Raw genomic sequence first — 22,841 nt, forward strand, 5'->3', positions numbered from 1 at the left:
TCACCCTTTCAACTCCTACTTCCCACGTTCGACAAGCTGTAACATTTCACCACTCGGTCCTTTAAACAAAATCATCTTTCCACCGTCTAACGTCGGTTTCGTTTCTTCACTCAAGAAAGCGATGCCTTTATCTTGAAAGGCGGTGATCGTTTCTTCGATGTTGTCGACAGTGAAGGCTAAGTGATTGACGACACTCACCTCGGCATACGTCTCAGTCGGGTTTAAGTCACGAATGAGTTCAATTTCTACATCAGGTGTGTCTGGCAAGTAAAGAAATGCCATTTCTCGAATGTCGTTCGACCCTCGAAGGCGGAGCACAAAACCAAAGAGGTCTTCATAATAGCCGATTGACGTGTCCATATCGTTGACGATTATTGCTACATGTTCCATTTTACGAATCATCGTTGATCGCTCCTTTGAATGAGTACTACGTATGATAAAAATGCCAATGCGGATGTGGCAAACAGTATAAAGCCCATCGGGATGGCAGACGTTTCACTCATCCCAACAAGCGGGGCAACCGCGGCACCAATGAGGAGTGGAAATACGCCAAGCAGCGCACTCGCACTGCCTGCCCGGTGCCCTTCTTTTTCAATGGCAAGTGTGAATGAGCTCGTTAAAATCATCCCCATGCCGGTCATGTAAATAAAGATCGGTACGACAATCATAAACAGCGGCCCTTCAATGATCGTCATGACGAGCAGTACACTCGTAGCAGCAACGCCGATGATAAGCGCCGTATAAAGCAACGTCTGTTCGCGCACAACGCCGCTATAGCGCCCGATCACATGAGAACCAATCACCATTGCGAGGCCGTTAATGCCAAAGAGTACACTAAACATTTGCGGACTCACTTCATAAATGCTTTGGTAAACGAATGGCGTGCCTGCCACATACGCAAAACTGCCTCCGTGAGCAAAACCAAGGGCGAGGGCAAACCCCATAAACGTTCGCGTCCGCATTAAGTCATAAAACGTGGCGAGCGTATGCTTTAACGATCCTGGAGACCGACGCTCCGCAGGCAACGTCTCTTTTAAGCGGAAGAACACGATGAGCACGACGAGTAGACCCATCGCGGCAAGTGTATAGAATATCCCATCCCATTCCATGCCAGGAATGATCAGAATAGCACCACCAGCAAGCGGGGCAACGATTGGCGCAACGGCATTAATGACCATTAACAGTGCAAAAAATTTCGTTAACTCTTTTCCATCAAACACATCCCGGACGACGGCACGGGAAACGACGAGTCCTGCAGCTGCGGTAAACCCTTGCAAGAACCTGCCGATAATGAGCGTTGTAATGTTTGGTGCAAGCGCACAAACAACTGAAGCGAGCACGAATAGTGAAACTGAAATCATGAGCGGGCCGCGGCGCCCTCTCGCATCACTAATCGGTCCAATGACGAGTTGTCCTGCGGCAAGACCTAATAAACAAGCGGTTAAACTAGCTTGCACGAGTGATTGTGAGGTTGACAAATCACTTGCAATCTCGGGAAATGCAGGTAAATACATATCAATGTTGAGCGGCCCGAGCACGGTCAACATGCTAAGCATCATGGCGAGAGCAAATCGCTCTCTGCCTGTAGGGGAAGCTGTCATAAATCGTGGAACCTTTCAAAGTATTCTATTGTTATAGTTTAGCAATGTATAGCGCAAAGGGGAAGTAGGTTTCTTCGTTTCATGATACCGTTTGTTGCTCCGTATTTAAGCTTTTCTTCATCGGCCTCTTCCACAACCAGGCGACAACGAGCAGCAATACAACTGCACCGACAAACCGAAACAGTAGCAACCATAGTACGTTTACCCCGAGTGGCAAAAAGATTATCGTATCTTCAATGACCGCATGACAAATTGCAAGATACAATATAAGTAAAGTGAGCTCTCGTTTGCTGAAATTCTGTTCCTTTGCTTCCTGAATGATCACACTTGCCCCGTAGATCAACCCAAAGATCATGCCACTTCCTATGACGATCGCACCTCTTTGTGAAATGCCTAACGGTTGAAGAAGAGGCTTCATCCATCTCGTAAAGAAATCGAGCAACGATAGATCATAGATAGCTTGAATGACGACCATAAGCGGGATGACAATCATCGCCAATTGCAACACGGCGCCTAGACCCGCTCCAACCGCTTCTAAAACAATGCTTCCCCAAGCATCTTGATTCATCGCAGGCTCTACAACCGTGTAAGCTGCCTCTTCTCCCCCGTCTGGATACAGAAGATTCACAAGCATGCCAAAGAGCATCGCCATGCCGAGACGAACTGTCACGACAAGCCAGATGCTCACTCGAATCTCTTTTAGAAACGCCGATTCTAATATGAGGTTGTGGGAGAAACTAAGCATCACTGCGAGGATGAACACTTCTTTCATCGTCAAGTCCATCGCTAAAATGGAACCGATGCCTGCGTACAACTGCAAGTTGCCGAGCACAAAGGCAATGGCCGCTTCACCTGGCAGGCCAAACAACCTCGTAAACGGGGCTAACAGTTGCGACAGCTGGTCGATGACGGGTGTATGCCGCAAAATGACGATGAGCGTCGTAATCGGAAAAATAATCCTTCCGAGTTTCCACGTAGAATGAAGACCTTTGCCGAGTCCTTTTTTAACATCGATCTTAGCGCGGCTCAATCCAGTCCCCTAATGGCGCGCACGTATATGTAAAATCGACGAGTAGATGTTGAATCGGTTTGATGTTCTCAATAACAAACATCCGTTGTAGCCAACGGTCTTTCCCATCAAACCGCGGATGAAATGTGGACCGTCCATGAACCGTGACACGGTTATCCATAATCACAAGCTCCCCTGGTTGAATGACTTGAGACACAACCACTTTCTTGAGCGCATTTTTCAAGCATTCGAGCGCCCACTCCGCATCTTCACTCACCCCTTTCATTAATGAAAAATGGATCGTCATGGCGGGCTCCTCTCGACTCCCGCGTAAAACAGGGAGTGTGCGGGCTTTTATGTGTTGCTGCTCAAACATCTTTGTTGGCTGAATGCGAAATAACGGCGCTTCTAAAATAGCGATTGCCGTTTCTGGAACATGCTGAATCGCTTCTATTATTGAAGCTACCGGTGTTTCTGCCAACCCGTCATGATCGCTACGCAACCCGACTAATCCTAAATAATCCGGACGAAACGGATGGTAGGCATTCTCTGTATGAAAATCAAAGAACTTTTTAGAGCCTGTGTGTTCCGTCGTGTCGCCATCGGTTTCAATTGGACAGATGTTGTTGATGAGAATGCCGTCTTTTTCTTCTGTATAAATAATCGGATCTCCGAGCAGCATGAGCGTCATGAGCAATGTGTATTCGCTTCGGTATGTATGCTTATCTGTTGTTGGTTTGGCATCTTTTGGTGTGGGCGGTAAACTCGAGTCCACAGGGACATTCGTTAGCTTAATAAACCCTTTTCGATTCGGATTTCTCTGGAATTGTTGAATTCGCTCGCGAATAGAAGCAGGGAATTGATCGTTTGCTACTTTTATTACGTGTCGTAGATGGTCGGCCGGAATACGGTGGACATCGATTGGCGGGAGTTGATCAATGAGCTGTTCCATCCCGCGCCTTTCTGTTTCTGTTAACTGAATTATTGTCTCGTTCATCTTCATGTTTGAAGTTGTCATTGATGCAAGCACACTCCTTATTGTATCTTTTATACTAAATAATACTAACTTTCAGATTAATTTTACATAAAAAACTACTTTTTGTAAATGAATTCCAGTCCACAAAAAAGCCATGCCGTTTGGCATGACCTTTACTGAGCGTGGCGGTGCTCCGCTCTTTTTTCCATAAACACAAATTGTGTATCTTCAACATCTAATTTGCCTGTTTTGTAAATGGTGTACCCGAGTTTCTCGTACACAGCGATGTTCTTCTCTGACTGAGCACCTGTAAACAGACGGAACGTCACGTCGGTGAAGTGACTCTCAATCTCTGTCATGAGAATTTGTCCGATGCCTCGGTTTCGGCAGGCGGGGTGAACCATTAGCTTATTAATATAGCAAATGCCATTCTCTTCATAACCCCGGACTGAGCCGATAATCATGCGGTCTTCAACGTATTTGAGAACGATGTTTTTTTGAAATGAAGCTTTGGCTGATTCTAAATCTTCTTGCAAGGGCATGATTGTGTAGTCATTATAGATCTCCGCTTCGGATACGTACGCAAGCTTCTGTAAATTCAAGATCTCACATGCGTCTTCAATCGTCGCTCTTGAAATTAACTCCATCTGATCATCACCCGCTTTCAATTCCGAGTATTATAATGTGTTTAATATATTATATCGCACATTCATATAAATAGGAAGGGCTTTTGTCTTGTGACTCTTTACCCGTTTTTAGCGTATGTTATGCGCTTACATTTCATCTTAATCGAACTTGGTCTGAGAAACAAGAAGGGCGCGACCGAAATTCATCGCGCCGTTCATCGGATGTGATGCCTACCTTTCGGTATTATTAACGGTGACTTTGACACCGGATCTTGAATCACTTCACAGTCTAAATCAAAAATGTTCTTGATTTGTTCACTCGTAATGACGTCTTGCGGCGTCCCTTCGGTGACGAGTTCGCCTTGTTTCAAGGCGAACATGTAATCTGCGTAACGCGCGGACAAATTGATGTCATGAAGAACCATAAGAATTGTCGTTCCTTGTTTACGGTTTAAGTCGGTGAGCATATCGAGAATTTCCACTTGATACGTAATATCAAGAAACGTCGTTGGCTCATCCAGAAACAAAATGTCGGTTTCTTGCGTAAGTGCCATCGCAATCCATACCCGTTGCCGCTGCCCGCCAGACAATTCGTCAATGTTTCGTTCAGCCAAATCAGCGATGTTCATCATTTCCATCGCCTCTGCGACAGCGTGATCATCTGCTTTCGTTCGACTCCTCATGAATGATTGGTGGGGAAAGCGTCCACGTCCTACCAGATCCGCAACTGTAATTCCTTCAGGTACGATGGGTGATTGCGGAAGCAGGCCAAGCGTTCTAGCGAGCTTCTTTGGAGGAATCGTATGAATCGCTTTGCCATCCAGCGTCGTCACCCCTCCGACTGGCTTTAGTAACCTACTCATCGCTTTTAGCAAGGTTGACTTCCCACAAGCATTCGCGCCAATAATGACATTAATCCGCCCGTCAGGCACTTTCAGTTGGATGTCTTTAAGGATGGTTTTATTTTCGTAAGCCGCTTCAAGCCCTTCAACGTGAAGCCGATCTTTCGTCTTCATTACAGATTTCCCCTCCGATTCATGCGAATCAATAGATAAAGCAGAAACGGTGCACCCATCATCCCGGTAATGACGCCAACAGGGTAACGTACATCAAAGGCAAATTGCCCTAAAAGATCCGCACCGAGAACGAGGGTTGCCCCGACGAGACCCGAACCGATGATGCTCGGCGAACCTTCACCGGTTAGTCTTTTTGCAATCGGTCCTGACAAGAAAGCGACAAAAGCGATTGGACCGGTCACAGCTGTAGCGAGTGCGAGCATAATGACAGAGGCCACGATTAATACAATTCTCGTACGATCGGTTTGTACACCGAGGGAGAGAGCTGCGCTTTCACCGAGTTCTAGCATTAACAGGTGACGGCCGGTAAACACGAGCAACGGAATACAGACGATCATCGAAATCGCTAGCGGCACGAGCTGATGCATCTGCACACCATTTAAGCTGCCACTCATCCAACGCATTGCGTTTGGCAAGTCTTCCTGCGCACCGATCATGAGCAAATACAAGATGGTAGCACTTAATATTGCCTGGATACCGATGCCTACGAGCACAAGTCTTCCGATGGAAAACCCGTTTCCTCTCGATAAGAAATAGATTACGACAACCGTCACTAAACCAGCGATAATTGCTGAAACCGATACGGTTGCTCGGCTCGTTTGCAATAGGAGGATGCACACAAGAGCGGCGACGGTAGACCCGGCAGTAATTCCCAAAATATCAGGATTCGCAAGGGGGTTGCGAAGCATCGTCTGAAATGTGTTGCCTGCAATACCAAAGGCGATTCCTGCAAGTAATCCGGCAAGCATTCTCGGCAAGCGAATCGTTTCAATCGCAAACATCATCCCTGCAATTTCTTCCCCGAGCAACACCCTTACGACATCTTGAACCGGGTAGATAGTGTTACCGAGCATGAGCATCGCCGTGCATAACATGAGTACGAGAAGAAACAGCGCACTTGTCACGACTGCTCTTCGAGTAAATCTTCTTCTTCTCTCATTTCGTATACGGCCAATTGTCGAATTCATCATAATGAACGCACCTTCATCCGAACCGCAAGCATGATGAGAATCGGTGCACCGACAAACGCGGTGACAACCCCTACCTCTAGTTCCCCTGGACTGCCGAGCAGACGACCACTCACATCAGAAACCGTCAAAATGATTGCACCTGTCATTGCAGAAAAAGGAATGATTAAGCGTAAATCAGGACCAAGCAAGAGACGCACGAGATGCGTGGACAATAAGCCGATGAACCCAATCGGTCCAGCGAGCGCTGTCGCTGCCCCGCAAAGGATCACACCGGCAAATGCGGCAATCAGACGAAGGACGCCAATTCGCACACCTTGTCCCTTGGCGACCTCATCTCCTAAAGCGAGTGCATTCAAAGAAGACGCCGACATGATTGCAATTACAATGCCGACAATCAAAAACGGCAAGAAAATCATGATCGATTGCCAACTACCTGACCCGACACTGCCCACTTGCCAAAAACGAAACTGGTCCATCACATTCGTTCTTGGCAATATAATTGCGCTTACGATGGATGACAGCGCCGCACTCGTCGCCGCCCCAGCAAGCACGAGCTTGAGAGGTGTTGCTCCTGCCCTACCAAGTGAGCCTATGCCATATACGAACAATGCGGTTAGCATCGCGCCAACGAGGGCTAACCATATGTATTGAGATTGAGAGTTAATGCCGAGAAACGCCATGCCAAAAACGACAAACAATGCCGCTCCTGTATTCACACCAAGGATGCTAGGATCGGCTAGTGGATTCCTCGTTACGGCTTGCATAAGTGCGCCCGATATGCCGAGCGCCGCCCCGCAACATAAGCTAAAGACCGTTCTCGGTATTCTTTCTCGGACAACGCTTGCTGCATAGGAATCTGCTTCAGACAGAGACAAGCCACTCATCAATTCTTCCCAAGTTACCGCGCGTGAGCCAAAGGCAAGAGATAGCAGCGTAGATACGACCAAGAGCCCAAGCGTACAGATGAGCACGACGGGCACTTTGTTTCTACGCTGCTTCCCTTCCTTATTCTTCCAAGTTGTCGACAGCATCAGAGATGAGTTCCACATAGTCATCAATTGTATATTCAATCGAGAGTGGTGTCGGCGTTCCTGAAGCAGCAATTGCCGAGTTTCCACCAATCATAACGACTGAGTCTCGTTCAATGGCAGGAATTTGCCCGAGTCTAGAATCGGATTTTACGGATTCAAACAGCTCTTCATCTCCATAACCGATAATCAAGTCGGCACTGTTTAGCACGTCGGCATTTTCAGCACTCAAACTCAATGAGAAATCATCGGTATCCTCAATCAATTCGACAACTTCATCTGGGTATTCTAAGCCAAGTTCTTCAAGAAAAGCGACGCGTGTGTCTGCTGGCGTATACAAATGCATTCCAGAAAAATCATCTGCGGAGAAGTTCACCCACACGATGGATTTTCCTTCAATTTCAGGATGATCGTTCACTCGCTCCTCAATAAGCGCCTCCGTATCTTCAATGAGTTGTTCACCTTCTGCTTCCATTCCCATTCCTTGTGCGTTCATCGTCACTTGTTCACGCCAGGAAGTGGTCCACGGAGAAGTTGGATACGGAACGACAGGGGCGATCTCGCTTAGCAACTGATAATCCTCCTCTGTAATCCCTGAGTATGCGGCAAGAATTACATCTGGATTGCTGTCAGAAATCGCTTCGAAATCAAGTCCATCAGTATCTTGGTAAATATATGGGTCATCTTCGCCTAACTCCTCAAGCTTCTGAGCTGTCCACGGAAGTAGCCCACTTTCGTCCTCTACACCGAAGTTCGCTGCAGAAAACCCAACAGGAACTACATCTAACGCTAATGCAACATCTTGGTTCCCCCACTGCACCGTGGCGACGCGCTCAGGTGTTGACGGAATGGTCGTCTCTCCGAATGCATGCTCGATGACGATCTCTTCGCTTTGTTCTTCGGAACCGTTGTCTTCGCCCCCGCTGTCAAGTTCCGCTTCTGTTGCATTCTCTGATTCCCCTGAACAAGCAGACACAACGAGCATAGCCGCTAGCAATGTATGTACGTGCAAAATTGATTTTTTCATGATTACCTCCCAGTTAATTGAAAACGATTATCATTCTCGATAATCGTAGGGTCTTTTTTCACTATTGTCAATCTTTTTTTGAGAATCGTTTCTAAAGTAACCTTCCTTTCATGATGTTCTATGGATATAAAAAACGAGAACCCGCATGGGTAAATAGATGACATAAAACAAAACGTCCTCGGAATATTTTCCGAGGACGTTTTGTTTAACTTTTTTTTCGATACCAATACACAATCGGAATGAGCACGAGTGATAATACGCCACCAAACAGGGATAAGGCTGTGTAACTAGCCCCTGCAACGACCATCCCACTCATTGCGCCTCCAGTCGCACCGGCGAGCGCAATGAACACGTCAACCGAACCTTGCGTTTTTGCACGATTGGCAGTGGTTGTGTTGTCCACAATAAGTGACGTACCACTAATTAACCCTAAGTTCCAGCCGATGCCAAGTAAGGCAAGGCTCACAATTAATACGGTCAGATCATCTCCGGAGCCAAATCCGCCAATCAAACCCGCACCGAGCAAGGTTACTCCGGCAGCAACCGCCATTGAAATTCTCCCGTAACGGTCAACGAGATACCCTGTGAACAACGAAGGTAAGTACATCGCTCCAACGTGAATCCCAATAACGAGCCCGATCGCCCCCATATGGTGACCGTGATGTTCCATATGAACAGGGGTCATCGTCATAATGGCAACCATGACGAGTTGGGTGAGAATCATGATGAGTGCACCGGTAATAATGCCACGGTGTAACGTTTTCGGGGCTCTCTGCTCACTTTCTGTTTCGGCAACAGAGGTTTCAGCGGCTAACGCTTGAGCGATCAAAAACGGGTCTGGGCGAAGCAAGATGAACAGCACGAGACCGGCGAGTAAGAACGCAACGCCTGCAAGGATGAACGGTCCAGCTAGCGCAGGAACACCGATGGATAGGGCAAAATCCCCGAGCACATCGACGAGGTTCGGACCTGCCACGGCGCCAAACGTCGTCGAGACCATCGCGATACTAACTGCTTTCCCGCGTTGTTTCTCGCTCGCTAAATCGGTTCCGGCATACCTCGCTTGCAAGTTCGTTGACGTGCCCGCCCCATAGACGAACAGGGACAAAAACAGCAAAAAGACACTGCCTAAAACGGCAGCAAGTACGACGCCAAACGCACCAACAGCCCCTGCAAAGAAACCGAGAAATAGCCCGGTCCGACGGCCAAATCGTTGCGAGAGTCTACCGACAAGAAAGGCCGCCAAAGCCGAACCTAAGGTGAAGAGCGCTGCCGGAAGTCCGGCTAATGCTTCTGTCTGAAGCATTTCCTGAGCAAGCAAGGCACCGACTGTGATTCCCGCCGCAAGTCCAGCACCACCGAATACTTGAGAGAAACTAACGATAAAAAGTGTTCTCTTGTAAAGTTGTCTTTGTTTTTCCTTTGATTGAATGTATGATTGGATGACGGGGTCATTTTGTTTCATGATTTCCCTCGTTTTCGTAGATTCGAATATCTTTGAAGAGGTGCTCTAGTTGAAGACACTCTACTACATATCATCGGTCATATTTTTCGGTTTTGCAATGGTTTTATTCGGCCTCGGAACAGGGGTTTTAGGGTACGGTAGCTTCATCGGTCTCGCCATCATTTACTTGATTGTTGCGACGACGATGCATCGAGCTACCCCTGCATCGAGCTCCTAATGGTTACGATAGTTTTCGTCTGTACTGCCAAACGATGTTATTCGGTTCGTCGTGGAGGTTCTTTCCGCGAAAATCTTCTTCATAGTGAAACTGGCGTGCTTCGTAAAACGGGATGCCTTTTTGGTTATCTCGCTGTACGGTCACGACTTGATCTTTGGCTCCGAACTGTTGTTGTTACAGCGTTACGGCGTCAAGTAATTTCGAGCCAATGCCTTCATTTCGACGACTTGGATCTAAATAGATGACATACAATCGGCTCGTTTTGTCATCGATCATCCCGCCACCGGCAGCTCCTACGACCGCCTCACCGTCCAATGCCACAAAGTAACCGCCCCAGCGGGACGTCGGTGCGTTCACTTCAGTCGTAATACGCACGCGGTTGTAATACGCTTCGCAGTTCTTTTTGATCGTCTCTTCCGATAAGATTCCTTCAGACACATCTCGATACCCGGCGCGACATACGCGGATAATCCCTTCCACATGCTCATCACCCGCCAATTGGACATGTACCATTCCATCACCTCAATTTATTTTTGTAAATCGAAAAAGATGTTATCATTTCAGTAATCGCTTAAAAATTACAGGAGGAAATTAATGAACAAGGTGATACGTATAATAATTTTTCTATGTGTGCTTGCACTTATGGCATACGCAATCTTTTCACTTTTAGCATAGCACGCAATTTTTTGTTTACATACCCGCGATTGAACGATATGATATGGAGTAATTTATAAAGGCGATGAAAAGAAGAGTACATCCACACGCTGTCTACAGAGACCTCAAGTTGCTGAGAATGAGGGATGAGTTTGTGGGTCGAAGCAAATCTTGGAGCTGTGCAGAGGATTTATGAAATTTTTCGTAATGATGATGCAACGACTTCTCCCGTTATCGAGATAGAGTATCGCGGACGATTCTTCGCCCTGCCGTACTTGATAAGACTCCTTTAGCAATAGAGGAGTGAATTGAGGTGGCACCGCGATGACCGCTCGCCCTCAAAACCTATCGGTTTTGGGGGTGAGTTTTTTGATTGATTTTCACAAATGGAAATCTCCTTTGCTACTTTTAGCAGGAATTGGCATTTCCAATATTGGCGCTTGGGTGTACTTAATTTCTTTAAACTTAATGATCTTTGCTGAGACCGGCTCTGCATTAGCGATGGCGATCCTTTACACATTGGCTCCTGTTGCCGCCATTTGTACAAATGGATGGGCAGGCAGTTTTATTGATCGCACGAATACGCGTCGACTTATGATTGGACTGGATCTGTTTCGAGCGATGATTATCGCTTTGATTCCACTCGTTTCCTCAATCCCAATCATTTATTTGCTCGTTTTCATCGTCAATATGGGGAGTGCCGTTTTTCAACCAGCCGCAATGGTGTACATGACGAAACTAATTCCAAAAGAACAACGGCAACGGTTTAATGCACTACGAGGTTTCATTGATTCAGCAGGGATCTTAATCGGACCTGCAATTGCAGGTGTACTGTTTCTCGTCACGACTACAGAAATGACCCTATTCATCAATGCGGTTGCACTCGGATTGTCTGCCATTTTTCTTCTATTCTTGCCCAACGTTGATACAATGGATGATGAGGACCGAGTAAAAAATGTCACCTGGAAAGTGATCCTAGACGATGCGAAGGCCGTCGCAACGTTTAGCCGCTCACACATGTATATCTCGTACGTGTACGTTTTATTCTGTACGGTCACGATCTTCATGACGGCCATCGACTCCCTTGAAGCGGCGTTTGCCAAAGACGTTCTGATGATGACAGACACGTCGTATGGCTTGTTTCTCGTCATGTTTGGCATCGGTATCGTTTTCGGATCCACATTGAACGCGGCATTCACTAAATACTTGTCCTTACGCATACTCATTGGTGTAGGCACGCCGCTTGTAGGGATTAGCTATATGCTGCTATTCAGTGCTTCTAGTTTCATAATCGCCGTTATCGGCGGGCTTTTCATCGGCTTCTTTTTAACATTTGCGAACACCGGATTTTTAACTTTCTATCAGAACCACGTTCCTGCATCATTGATGGGCAGGTTTGACAGCTTATTCGGAATTTTTGAAGCGGTAATGATTATTTTCCTCACGCTCATCGTCGGGATCACCGCTGAAATGTACTCGATTCGGGCTGCCGGTCTGCTTACGAGCGCTCTGTTTTTACTATTCGGTCTGATCGTGCTGTTCTCGGTTATCGGGAGGGGGCGACAAATATAGTTCCAAGGGTTTTTTTATGCTTTATCAATTTCTCGTATATCATCAACCATCGAAAACGATGCTGTTTGACATTTCTGGTGAGTCATTGACGTTACCTTCTTTTACTCGAAAAGAATTTCATGCGGCAGAAACGACACCAATTCATACATTCTTTTACGACGAGTACGGCTTGAACACGAATGTGTTACAACGTATAAAAACGGAGGACAGTCGGATTGTTTACGAGGTGGAAGTGCTTGACCGCGAACCACTTCACCATCATGCAGAAACGTCTTGGACGAGTCCCTTTAGCAAAAATGCGCTTTTGCAATTAGAAAAAAGCGAGGCAGAAGTGCTTAAAAAATGGAAAGCTGAGTTAAAAAAGAAAACTTTTCCTTGGTCTGAGTATGGCTTTCGAAGTGAAATTGAGTCTTGGGCGAAAACTGTGCTCAATGATCCCGATGCTTTCTTTCAGCAAATAAGAAGTTGGAAAAAAGGGGTTTTATTAAAGGTTACTAGCTCTCAACAGAATGCCTATATGAAAGTTGTTCCTCCGGTATTCAAACATGAGCCGCTTGTACAAAAATATATGGACCGGTACGGGCCAGAGGTACTTGCGGTTGATTCGTCGAAACATGCGTATGTGATGCGTGAAATGCGAGGTGAACTGCTCGGCAACTCGCAGGCCGTTGAGTTTTGGGAAGAAGCTGCTCGCAGGTTGGCACAGTTGCAAAGGGCTTTCAGTGAAGACGAGGGACGTCACCGGCCGTCCATTCCTGACCGCAGTCTTGATGAAGTGATTTCTGCACCAATGCTCATTACTACTGTGCAAGCAGTGCAGAACTGGATTGCGCCTAAGGAAGTCATAAAGCTCCTTGCAAACGTACCCGCTGTTGTGTCTTTACTTTCGTTACTGAAAACGAAACAGCTACAGTCCATTGACCATGGTGATTTTTTTGGTGGAAATGTGATCATTGAAAACGACGAGCCTTTCCTTTACGACTGGTCGAACAGTTGTCTGACTCACCCTTTTTTGAGCCTCGTTCACTTTCTTGAAGAAGTGGAGGCCGAGTTCTTAAAAAGTGACAGCGAAGACGTGTTGCACGAGTATTTACAACATTGGACACACGTTGAGGGGTTTGAAGTGCTACAAGACGATTTTGCCATCATGAAGTTATTGCAGCCCATTTTCTATCTCGTCGTTCATGTGCAGTTCATCATGCCCGAACTCGGTCAAACTGCCGAAGACGAAGACATTATTGATCACTATTTAACTGAATGGTCTAGCAATGTATACGAGATCGATCAACGTTTGAAAGGATGATTCCATGTACGGCATCTCGCCACTCGTCGTTGTCGCTCTAGTCATTTGCTTTCTTCTGTATGTAGGTTTAAGTGTTGTATTCGGCAAAGTGTTTAGTGAGCAGGCTCGGAATAAGAAGCGAGTGTACACATGGACGTGGATCCTTTCTACACTCAGCTTTCTACTCGTTTCCTATTTGTTTTTGCAAAATACGATCCAAGACCATGTTGATATTTATGCGCATACCGATCAAGTCGATCACTATTTGCGCACACATTACCTAGATGAGGCGTACAGCCTCCAACCTGAATATCATTCTTCGTCCCGAGTTGGTGACGACCTCTCTGTGCATGTCGAATTCACAGATTCTGATCGTGAAACGATGATTGTTGAATCGAATTTAAGTGACGGCGTTGTGCAAGAGCCTTAAAAGGTTCATCTGCGTTTGGCATTACGTAAGTTCACCCCTATATCTATGGGTATGGGAGTGCTGAAAATCGAAGAATTTTTTAGGGACATCTGATTTAACAAGACGATGGAATGTTTAAGAATGCGTATGAAGTGAATCATCGTTTGAGTCTTGCGGCGGACTCGCTTGGAAATTATTGGAATACAATGATTTTTTTCGAGTTATATTAAAGAGATTCATTCGACTGCAAGATCGAGATTTTCACTAGAAATTCACAGCGACTCGCGAAGCGATATGGAATGAACGAAACACTTTCTTGATTCGCACTGTTGGGTGTTGGGTTGGAGGGGGAGCGCGGTGCTATTTTGCTCAGTTTGTTCCAACTGGAGCGCAGATTTCAGGCTAAATGCCAACGACACGTCGGCCCCAGCGGGGCCGAAGCCAATTCGAACTCGGTTCGGCGCGGCTCGCGCCGACAGGATGCTAAGTTTTTGGCTTGGAAATGCAAAGGATGGTTCTCTGAACCCGTTGCCGCAGGGGATGTCGGCACATGCGGGCAAGACGAACGACCGTTCTGCGCGCGAGTTTCCCCCATCTGCGCGCAAGTTTGCGCTTTTGAACGATTTTAGCGCCGATCTCGCCAAACTCGCGCGAAGTTTGTTCCAACTTGCGCGCAGATTCCAGGCTGAAGTGCCAACGACACGTCGGCCCCGCCGGGGCCGAAGCCAAATCGAACTCGGTTCGGCGCGGCTCGCGCCGACGTCTTGTTGGTACTTTGGGGCGAGGATGCATAGGTGATCCGGCAATCTGTTACCAAGTTTGTTCATTCTGTTCCCTAGTTTATGAGATTAGACCGCTTTTTCTGCGATTTTCCCAAACTTGAGAACAGTTCGGTCGCAACTCGAGCACAGTTTCCACTTTACCAAGCTTATTATTGGTTCTTGATGTAATTCTTTCGTTCAATTTATATTGTTCGATAACATCCGCGGGATGAGAATCTGACCATAGATGGTTCTACGGTAAGATTTAAGCCTAAAAAACTAGCAAATTTGAGAAAATCCCATCATAGTGAATCCCCACCAAACTGCCGAACAAGCTCTGCCCGCCTGGCATCGTTACCGACGACATCTAGCTGAAAAGCGAGGATGCTGTTTTCGAGCTTGATCGTTTCATATCCGAGCACGTCGTTAAAGAACGCCGCAATTTCGGTGCGATTTCCTTGTTTGTCTTCTGCGTACAGAGCGAAGGTGACGATGTAAGAGGTGGAACCACCTTTTCCACCAAGACGAGTGAATGTCGACCGTTTCTTCGAGTTGTTCAAAAGCCACTCTTCCAAGACCGGCTGCAAGTGGTCTTGAACCTCTTTTGCAAAATAACCATCTGAATTTATTTTCTGCATGATACTCGCGTATTCCCGCACCGTTGAACGTGTATCGCGCTTGGACACGATCTGGTCCAGTTTCTGATTATGCCATGCGTGCAACTTCACGTTGTCTTTGTACGAACCATCCTGATCATTTTTTAACTTTTCATGGATGGTTAACGCTTGTTGTTCATAGGCCTCGCTCGACATGGCATCCATAAGTGCTGGAATTCTCTTGGCGTCTTCCTTATCAAAAATCTTCAGATCGTTGGCCTTTGCCACTTCGTACGGAATGATCATACTAGAGACGAATGGAACGATCCGGTCATGGTTGGACAATCCGAGTCGTTCGCGATGGCGATTCACGCGTTCAATTCCTAACCGCATGAGTAAGTATTCGGTATTGGCGTTGGAGCTGTGAGAAATCATCCCTTTGGCAACGTCCTCCAATGAGACAGCCCCTTCTTGCAAACGGTCGTTTGCTTCCACATCTGTAAGCCAACTCGGATGAGCACCGCCATCTGTCTGAGGAATATGAAACCGGGCTAAGTCTGCGATGGGGATGCGCTCCGACGGATCAACATCTCCGTTTGCCGCCTGCTCTGCATATTCGATGGCGACGATGATTTTCACTGTACTCGCCAAGTGTCTCGGCTCATCAGCCTGCTCCTCAACGAGCGTTTCCCCGTTTCTCGTCACGAGCAGTGAAGAACGAGCTGGATGTTTACGAATGAACGTTTCGACGTAGTTTGCATCTGGCTTTTGCTGCCAACTGAGTAACCGCCATAACCCTATAACCGCGAGCAGAATGACGAGAATGACAGCGGCTAAGACCCAATAGATCAAATTTATATCCCCCTGAAGCAAGTCTTTTCCTTTATTGTAGCAGAATTCATCAAGTGGCTTGAATAATCCGAATCATCGCCTTGACCGCCGCACTATGCCCCCACCCGCTGCTTTGGTTCACAGTACCCGTAAAGAACAAATCCCTCTCTGGATTATAAAAGGCAAACGCGCCCGTTTGTCCCCAGAAACCGATCATTTCGTGAATCCGTTTGAATGGCGAGTAAATGCGCGGCACCCATAACTTCTCCAAACCAATACCATAATTAAAAGAACCTGGAAAAAAGATCAAACGCCATTCTTTTAACGATTCTAGCTGCTCTTTCGGGAAGAAATACCCGTTTGCGAATGCGCGCAAAAACTGCATCGTTTCTTCTGCATCTGACACGATGCCTCCTTCGGCACCAACCGAAGAAAAGTAAAGCGGCAGGCGAACCGTACTGGCTTTGTAATGGAGGGCGACTGGTTTCTCATCATATATATCGGTGTATACGTAAGTTTTCGTAAACCCTAACCGGTCAAAAATATAACGCTTGAACACTTCGGCAATGTTCATGTCTGTCTGATTCTCTATGATTCTGCCTAACAGTTGATAGTTCGTATCTGAATAGTTCACTTTCCCTTTTTCGCCGGGTTTGAATTTCGGTTTCATTTGTTTCGTTAACCTCACCACTTGCTCCAACGGCCAGCGTTGATCTTTGCCCGCGAACAAATCGTCGGCAACAGCCGTGCCGTCCGCACGTTTGTATGCAAAGTAATCTGGAATGCCTGACGTATTCGAGATAAGATGTTGAATGGTTATATCCTTTGAATAATCAACACCATCTACAACATGAAGGTCGGTCATCAAATCATCTGATAAGTACGTATCGATCGGATCACTCAGTTGCAACCTACCTTCTGCCCTTAACATGAGAACAACTGCTGTCACATATAACTTCGTGACACTTGCGATAAAATATTGATCTTGCGCTTTCAGATTCCCAGCTGCTCCCGTCCACGAAAAGTCGCCATCGCCTTGTTCTACACACAAAATGGCTCCCCAGTTATTTTTCTTATTTGCCATTTGCTCCACGGTAATCTGAAGAAAAGATCCATCCAAAACTCGGCCCATCATGCGTCCCTCCCTTTTCGAAGTCGGGCAGCGCGCACCACGTCTTCAGCGGTACTGTCCATCATCTCGATCATTTTATCCATATCGAATTCTTTCAGAAATAACTCATTTGCAACCATGACTGAGAACCCTGTCTGAAACGTTCTCATTTTGAACAAAATATCTTGAAGCTCTTCGTTAGTAAACTCTTGTAGCTCAGGATCGTCTCTCATCTGATCAATCAGAACATCCCCCATCCCCTCATCATAGTCTTGCAAATAATCATTTTGATTCATGACAAAGTCTTTAAAAAGGACTGGATACTCTTTAGCAAATCTGAGACTCGCAACCCCAATATTCGCAAACGGCGAGCGACTTGTTTCTTCTGCCAACAAGCGGTGACTCACGTTCACAACCTGCCCGATCACCGCTTGTTTTAACGCGTCTACATCAGTGAAATTCACATAAATCGGGGCAATGGAACTACCTAACTGATCCGCCACTTTGCGAATCGTTATCCCATCAATTCCTTCTGTTTCAGCAATTGCAAAAGCCGCTTCAACAATTTGATCCTTAGAAAACTTATTTTTCGGTGGCATAGAGACCTCTCTTTCGAATTTCACACGATAAATAACACATGATGTATATCATACATTATACATAATATGTATCGGATGTGTTCGTTTTTTTGCGCTTTTAGTTTTAGAAATTCAAAGGGGGTTGGGCTCTATGAAACCGTCTGCTTTATTTTTATAAATTGGGTAAACATTGATGTGAATATAAGCATAATTAACTGAGGGGTGCTTTGTAACTTTTTTATTTCTCATCCGTCATAAGGGTAACTATTGTATTTTATACGCGAATACTGAGTTCTCTTTTTTCCAGGAGAAGGTTATGACAATCAAACTGATAGCCGAACAAAAAAGACCATTCAATAAGCAAAACATTGGTACCAACAGATTAAGAACGGTGCTCCATTAGTCAGATCGCGCTGAAAGTACTAAGTGGTGAGAGGATTTCCTATGGACAGTTTGGCCAACCTGTTTACATTTTGCCCCAAGATCATCAGCGTTTGCGAGATGGCTCACTATATCCTTACTCAGACCAAGTTATTCTTTGGTCTAATCAATTGCGTAAGCAAATTAGTGACAAGGTGTTTTGTAACAAGAATAATTGGTCCTCCACACTTCCGCATACCCAACTGGTGCTCATCAATGGCCAATCAGGTTACATGCGTAAGTTAGAAAATACCACCGGTTGTATCAGTACGTTTGACTTCGAAATGGATTTCCTACCTGGAAAAGTCTTTAGAAATGTACAGGCAGCAATGAAAGACTTTACAGAATCGAAATACCTGGAATTCAAATTAGAAATGAATTTCAATATGGATATACGCTAATTGATATGAAAGACTAATGGTTAGAATGGCAAAACGTTTGCTTTCATCACACACCAATAGGAACGTGTTAAACACAGAAACGAAAAGTCTATATCCCGGAATTACAAGGGCAACTCAAACATTAATTGTTTTATATTACAGTATATTAGCTCTCGGGTGAGGAGATTTACTAGGTGCACAGCCTAATAAATCTTAGATTGTACGAGTTTAGAGTGTAGGTAGATCGTAGTAGAAAGATACAGGAGAGACTGAATAAATTTGATGTAAAAAAGAGGCTTCCAATGGGTCACATCCAGACGAGAAACTTACAATCTAGTTGGAATTTTACTTCGTGAGTCAAACAGCGATCCAAAATTTTGATCGTCTGAATCTAAGAAATCGAACGAGGACTACATGAACCATAGCCGGTAGTATGGTTTTGTGGGTGTCTTTCTTCAGTCTTAAGAGTTTGTGTGCAATTTGCTCATTCGACTGTGGGAGCACTCTTTTTTGTGTTGTGAAGACCTTTGGGGGCTAAGTCTGGTAGTTATGAAATCCGCTCATTTTTAACGATTTGTCGATATTTTGTTTATCTTTCTATAAAAAAGTGCTGTACCCAAAGTCTAATTTAAGACTTTATAGGACAGCACCCAACTATTTAAATAACAACCCACTTTCCAAGTTGATTTATAAGAATTGAAATTAATTCTATTATCATTCAATAACTTACAAATTCAATCTCTATTTTCATTGATGTATTTTGATATATTGATTAATTCTACATTAATTAGAATTAACCAACCTGCTAAAATGCCTATTAACAAAGTCTGTGCGCTTGCCAAATTCATATTGGAGGTGATTAAGTTTAGTAATCCTAATAGCGTTAGTGTCAATACTAATCCACCAAAAGCACTTAATATTAATTTAACTATTATATACACTCTAAATTCACCATTCAATTATCACTTCAGTTGTAGGCATTGAACTTGAATCACCAAATCCTGAAACGCTAATTGCTCCTGCAGAAATACCAACATTATTAAACCAGTTTGGTGTATTTGAATGCAAATAATGCCCATAAACTGCTGCGCGTGTACTACCATTGTCCAGTAACTCTATAGACATATTACCACTTTGGCTTGTACCACGTTCAAGGTCAAAAGGCCAAGCGTGTCCAGAATTATGAATTTCTGGGTCTCTAGGTGATCCTGTTGCTACACTTGTTGTATAATTAAACGTTGCTGTACTGGAATCAGATACGACGCCTGTATCATGGGTGATAGCCATCACGTCTCGGAAATGAGCAATAGGTGAATCACCCATAAAACTCCAACTGTTGACTGCTTCGTATGTTTCACTGTCTAATTGTGTAACTATCAATGCCATTTCCATCCAGTCTGTTGTAGAATAATCATCTCCTCCTTGAAGAGATTGTGAGCTTCGAGTGTGAGCTTGTGTTTCTGTAATTTCTCTGGCTTCTAACATATTACCTTGTTGGTCATACTCCATTTCCATATACGTAGTATCTATCCCAACTATTGCACTTTCATCTAGGTCAATAAATTTCTCATAAGTCTCCTTTGTGACGGTTGGTTCTGAAAAGCCAAACATTTGGAAGTGTTGTTGCTCAAGCTCTGTTAGGTTAACCTTTTCTTCTTCTCCAAACCAGCCAACAGTTCCAAAAGCAATGATTCCAGCCATGATAATTTGCTTCAAAATAAAACACTCCTCTAAGTTATAAGATATTTTTACCAATAATTATTGGTATATAGACCAATACCCTAAATAAACAGAAAATAAACTATTTATAAAATATTTTTGCGGATAAGTTTCATAAGCCAATGATTTCAACAACCTACTAAAAGCTAGCAGGAAACTGAATGTCTACAACAAGCAGATAAAAGTCATACTATCACTCTAAAACATAAAATTTTAATAACAGCTGGACGCTCCTTTAAACTTTTATTGCCAACGCATTAATTAATTGACAATGAGACGTTATGAAAAAATATCATATAACATAATAATTGGTTGGGCTTAACATACATCTCTGTGTCTGAGCCCAAACCTGGTACAACATACTTCAATAACTGTTCTTCTCTAGGAATTTGAATGATAGAAACGCTTCGATTGCCTTCTTGAGTAGCGTAGCCTGACAATCTACAGGCGCAATGTATTATACTACCCTAGGATTCTTCGGCCTTTAAGAAAAATATATCAAAACTACTGCCACTTGTTTATAATGCCCGTTTATGAAATCAATGGACCAGTTAATAAACCCAAACAACTCATTGTAACTTTTTCATTTCTCATCCGTCATAAGGATAACGATTTTCATTCAAGGAGGTGCATGGTTTGATAACTCCGGAAACTGACGAAGAGTTGCTGATTGTTGAGCTCTATGATATTCATTCTTACGAACTTATCCGCTATATTTATATGCTCGTGAATGATGAACTACAAAGTGAAGATCTATTGCAGGAGACGTTTATTCGCGCATGGAAAAATGTGCATCGATTGAACGAGATAGAAAATCCAAGGGCCTGGCTATTTAAGATTGCGCATAACGCTAGTATGGATTATTTACGAAAGAAAAAGCCTATTCACCTTATTGAAAAGTTTATCAAAAGTGTTCCTGACCCATCTCTTCAGCCTGAAAAATATATTCAAACGAAGGAAGAATCACGAGAACTCGTAGATCGAATAAATAATCTAAAAGATCGGTATAGAAAAATAATCTTATTACGGAAAGTTCATGAGTTTTCAATAAGAGAGACAGCCGATATTTTAAAGTGGTCAGAAAGCAAAGTAAAGACGACGTTACATCGTGCGATGAAATCTCTAGAAGATAGCTATATTCAGGCCGAGGAGGTGTACTATGAAAAGAAAAGTTAGAGATTCTAATGTTTTTTCTAAGATAAATAAGAATATGAACTGGGATGAAAAACGAAACGTTACTGTTAGAAATAGAATTATTCACTCTATAAGAAACAATAGACGCAGAAATTTCACTGTGAATCGCTCTTTTAAATATGCAGGCTCCATCGCGATATTTGCCTTTCTATTCATCGGAACGTTTGTCTATTTTACCAACATCGTTTCATATGAATATTCGGACACATTTCATGAGGTTGAACGTTCTGTAACTACGGATGATCGGAACGATTCGATCAGTTTCTCCGACACTGCTTTGGATCAATTGGAAGAGATTAATGATATGCCATTCGCAGTACTAAAAGATCTCCCTGAAAATAAGCAAATATTGCTAGACGTTTCCATTTTCGAGAGTGAGCATCGTGTGATCTATTCCACATACGGTTCTGTTGAACAGAAAGGGAGTGGGGAATGGGCCGTTGCCGTTATGCAAGAAGAAATGCCAGCATCATTTACAATTCAAGATCAACAAATTTATATAGAAGAGGAAATTGGAAATTCAAGAAATATTGAAAAACAGATAATAGGTGACCAAATCTTATATACCGACATAAGGGATGGGCAGCGAGACCAAGTATGGATTCCTAGCGAAGATTATTTGTTTAATATTAGTAATGAACGACTAACAGAGGAAGAACTTTATTCAGCACTAGCATCTTTAGAATTTATTCAATAAAATATCTTAACAACACCCCCACCTCCTGCTGTTGCGATATACTATCCTCAGGGGGTGTTTGTTTGCAATTCTTATTGTGGATGATTAGCGGATACGTGTTGCTATTTGTTCACGTTTGGGTGCACGAGCTTGGGCACTATCTTGTTGGCCGTTATGTCGTAAAAATTCCAAAAGAGAATATTCGCATCAAACTTACAGAGTACCCGCCCCATGTGGCACTTAAAGATGAGCACGGACAGTGGTTAAAGCCTGGTGATGAGCACGGCAACTATGTACATACCTATTTTAAATACGACACAGCCGGGAAGCACTCACTCATTTATGTGATGGGCGGCTTTATTTTTCAGAGTGTTTCGTTTCTTATCGTCGCTTTTTTCATCGTCTACTTGTTCTTCAATGAGCCCGGTATCTCAAACTTCATTGTTGGTGGCTCTTTTCTTTTCAATCTCGTTTACGTTGTAGGCGATTTAATTGGGTCTCGTGTGAAGCGAATGCCTATAGGAGACACGAGTGCGGCCTTGCAATTTGCACCTACTAAAACGGTAATGATCCTCAGTCTGCTACTCGCCAGTTATGCAATCGTCTATATTTATGTTGGGTTTTTCGGGTAGGTAGCTGCATTCAAGTTTCAACATTTAAGT

The 22,841-nt window shown here is 44.5% G+C and carries 22 protein-coding genes and 1 other annotated feature; of the genes, 7 read left to right on the forward strand and 15 right to left on the reverse strand.

Annotation, left to right across the window (positions count from 1 at the left end):
* Positions 1 to 15: 15 nt before the first annotated feature.
* The 10 genes from ACE1TF_RS06310 to ACE1TF_RS06355 form a co-directional block, all read right to left on the reverse strand.
* Positions 16 to 402, reverse strand: a complete 387-nt coding sequence (locus ACE1TF_RS06310; RefSeq protein WP_375015258.1) for a VOC family protein — start codon at positions 400 to 402, stop codon at positions 16 to 18.
* On the reverse strand, positions 399 to 1,601 hold the full coding sequence (locus ACE1TF_RS06315) for a Bcr/CflA family efflux MFS transporter (RefSeq protein WP_375015260.1): 1,203 nt from the start codon (positions 1,599 to 1,601) through the stop codon (positions 399 to 401). Before ACE1TF_RS06315 ends, ACE1TF_RS06310 begins: the two co-directional genes overlap by 4 nt.
* Before the next feature lie 79 nt (positions 1,602 to 1,680).
* On the reverse strand, positions 1,681 to 2,631 hold the full coding sequence (locus ACE1TF_RS06320; RefSeq protein WP_375015262.1) for a nucleoside recognition domain-containing protein: 951 nt from the start codon (positions 2,629 to 2,631) through the stop codon (positions 1,681 to 1,683).
* On the reverse strand, positions 2,618 to 3,628 hold the full coding sequence (locus tag ACE1TF_RS06325) for a TauD/TfdA family dioxygenase (protein ID WP_375015264.1): 1,011 nt from the start codon (positions 3,626 to 3,628) through the stop codon (positions 2,618 to 2,620). The genes ACE1TF_RS06320 and ACE1TF_RS06325 overlap by 14 nt, the downstream gene beginning before the upstream one ends.
* A 131-nt stretch (positions 3,629 to 3,759) precedes the next feature.
* On the reverse strand, positions 3,760 to 4,233 hold the full coding sequence (locus ACE1TF_RS06330; RefSeq protein ID WP_042397228.1) for a GNAT family N-acetyltransferase: 474 nt from the start codon (positions 4,231 to 4,233) through the stop codon (positions 3,760 to 3,762).
* A 194-nt stretch (positions 4,234 to 4,427) separates the two neighbouring features.
* Positions 4,428 to 5,228: an ABC transporter ATP-binding protein gene (locus ACE1TF_RS06335; protein ID WP_042397227.1), complete on the reverse strand. Its 801-nt coding sequence runs from the start codon at positions 5,226 to 5,228 to the stop codon at positions 4,428 to 4,430.
* Positions 5,228 to 6,259 (reverse strand): FecCD family ABC transporter permease, encoded by a 1,032-nt coding sequence (locus ACE1TF_RS06340; protein ID WP_042397224.1) that lies wholly within the window; start codon positions 6,257 to 6,259, stop codon positions 5,228 to 5,230. Before ACE1TF_RS06340 ends, ACE1TF_RS06335 begins: the two co-directional genes overlap by 1 nt.
* Complete coding sequence (locus ACE1TF_RS06345; protein WP_375015267.1) at positions 6,256 to 7,290, reverse strand: FecCD family ABC transporter permease; 1,035 nt, start codon at positions 7,288 to 7,290, stop codon at positions 6,256 to 6,258. The genes ACE1TF_RS06340 and ACE1TF_RS06345 overlap by 4 nt, the downstream gene beginning before the upstream one ends.
* On the reverse strand, positions 7,265 to 8,314 hold the full coding sequence (locus ACE1TF_RS06350) for an ABC transporter substrate-binding protein (protein WP_042397220.1): 1,050 nt from the start codon (positions 8,312 to 8,314) through the stop codon (positions 7,265 to 7,267). The genes ACE1TF_RS06345 and ACE1TF_RS06350 overlap by 26 nt, the downstream gene beginning before the upstream one ends.
* 205 nt (positions 8,315 to 8,519) lie before the next feature.
* The gene (locus ACE1TF_RS06355; RefSeq protein ID WP_375015269.1) at positions 8,520 to 9,779 is read right to left on the reverse strand and encodes an MFS transporter; all 1,260 of its coding nucleotides are present in this window, start codon (positions 9,777 to 9,779) and stop codon (positions 8,520 to 8,522) included.
* 49 nt (positions 9,780 to 9,828) lie between these two features.
* Between ACE1TF_RS06355 and ACE1TF_RS06360 the strand changes: the two genes are divergently transcribed.
* Positions 9,829 to 9,996 (forward strand): hypothetical protein, encoded by a 168-nt coding sequence (locus ACE1TF_RS06360; protein WP_375015271.1) that lies wholly within the window; start codon positions 9,829 to 9,831, stop codon positions 9,994 to 9,996.
* A gap of 174 nt (positions 9,997 to 10,170) precedes the next feature.
* Here the strand turns inward: ACE1TF_RS06360 and ACE1TF_RS06365 are convergent, their stop codons facing one another.
* On the reverse strand, positions 10,171 to 10,509 hold the full coding sequence (locus ACE1TF_RS06365) for a GNAT family N-acetyltransferase (protein WP_375015273.1): 339 nt from the start codon (positions 10,507 to 10,509) through the stop codon (positions 10,171 to 10,173).
* A gap of 217 nt (positions 10,510 to 10,726) precedes the next feature.
* Positions 10,727 to 10,993: a binding site (T-box leader), on the forward strand.
* Positions 10,994 to 11,010: 17 nt separating this feature from the next.
* Between ACE1TF_RS06365 and ACE1TF_RS06370 the strand changes: the two genes are divergently transcribed.
* The 3 genes from ACE1TF_RS06370 to ACE1TF_RS06380 are packed head-to-tail and all read left to right on the forward strand — an operon-like array spanning position 11,011 to position 13,934.
* Positions 11,011 to 12,222: an MFS transporter gene (locus tag ACE1TF_RS06370; RefSeq protein ID WP_375015673.1), complete on the forward strand. Its 1,212-nt coding sequence runs from the start codon at positions 11,011 to 11,013 to the stop codon at positions 12,220 to 12,222.
* A 16-nt stretch (positions 12,223 to 12,238) separates the two neighbouring features.
* Positions 12,239 to 13,525, forward strand: coding sequence for a phosphotransferase (locus ACE1TF_RS06375; protein WP_375015275.1), 1,287 nt, complete (start codon positions 12,239 to 12,241; stop codon positions 13,523 to 13,525).
* Between the two features lie 4 nt (positions 13,526 to 13,529).
* Positions 13,530 to 13,934, forward strand: coding sequence for a hypothetical protein (locus ACE1TF_RS06380; protein WP_375015277.1), 405 nt, complete (start codon positions 13,530 to 13,532; stop codon positions 13,932 to 13,934).
* Between the two features lie 1,042 nt (positions 13,935 to 14,976).
* On the opposite strand, the gene ACE1TF_RS06385 is transcribed toward ACE1TF_RS06380, so the two are convergent.
* The 4 genes from ACE1TF_RS06385 to ACE1TF_RS06400 form a co-directional block, all read right to left on the reverse strand.
* A complete protein-coding gene (locus ACE1TF_RS06385; RefSeq protein ID WP_375015279.1) occupies positions 14,977 to 16,122 on the reverse strand; it encodes a serine hydrolase in 1,146 nt (381 codons plus the stop codon).
* 49 nt (positions 16,123 to 16,171) lie between these two features.
* Positions 16,172 to 17,233 (reverse strand): serine hydrolase domain-containing protein, encoded by a 1,062-nt coding sequence (locus tag ACE1TF_RS06390; protein ID WP_375015281.1) that lies wholly within the window; start codon positions 17,231 to 17,233, stop codon positions 16,172 to 16,174.
* Entirely contained in the window at positions 17,233 to 17,811 is a 579-nt protein-coding gene (locus ACE1TF_RS06395) for a TetR/AcrR family transcriptional regulator (protein WP_375015283.1), read from the reverse strand. Before ACE1TF_RS06395 ends, ACE1TF_RS06390 begins: the two co-directional genes overlap by 1 nt.
* A gap of 1,727 nt (positions 17,812 to 19,538) precedes the next feature.
* The gene (locus ACE1TF_RS06400) at positions 19,539 to 20,306 is read right to left on the reverse strand and encodes a hypothetical protein (RefSeq protein WP_375015285.1); all 768 of its coding nucleotides are present in this window, start codon (positions 20,304 to 20,306) and stop codon (positions 19,539 to 19,541) included.
* Positions 20,307 to 20,945: 639 nt separating this feature from the next.
* Here ACE1TF_RS06400 and ACE1TF_RS06405 point away from each other — a divergent pair.
* The 3 genes from ACE1TF_RS06405 to ACE1TF_RS06415 all read left to right on the forward strand — a co-directional run bounded on the left by ACE1TF_RS06405 (position 20,946) and on the right by ACE1TF_RS06415 (position 22,811).
* The gene (locus ACE1TF_RS06405) at positions 20,946 to 21,485 is read left to right on the forward strand and encodes an RNA polymerase sigma factor (RefSeq protein WP_375015287.1); all 540 of its coding nucleotides are present in this window, start codon (positions 20,946 to 20,948) and stop codon (positions 21,483 to 21,485) included.
* Positions 21,469 to 22,200, forward strand: a complete 732-nt coding sequence (locus ACE1TF_RS06410) for a hypothetical protein (protein WP_375015289.1) — start codon at positions 21,469 to 21,471, stop codon at positions 22,198 to 22,200. The genes ACE1TF_RS06405 and ACE1TF_RS06410 overlap by 17 nt, the downstream gene beginning before the upstream one ends.
* Before the next feature lie 62 nt (positions 22,201 to 22,262).
* A complete protein-coding gene (locus ACE1TF_RS06415; protein WP_375015291.1) occupies positions 22,263 to 22,811 on the forward strand; it encodes a hypothetical protein in 549 nt (182 codons plus the stop codon).
* The last annotated feature ends 30 nt before the right edge of the window (positions 22,812 to 22,841 follow it).

Origin of the sequence: Geomicrobium sp. JSM 1781026 (assembly GCF_041949955.1) — a bacterium.
Classification (GTDB): Bacteria; Bacillota; Bacilli; order Bacillales; family Marinococcaceae; genus Geomicrobium_A.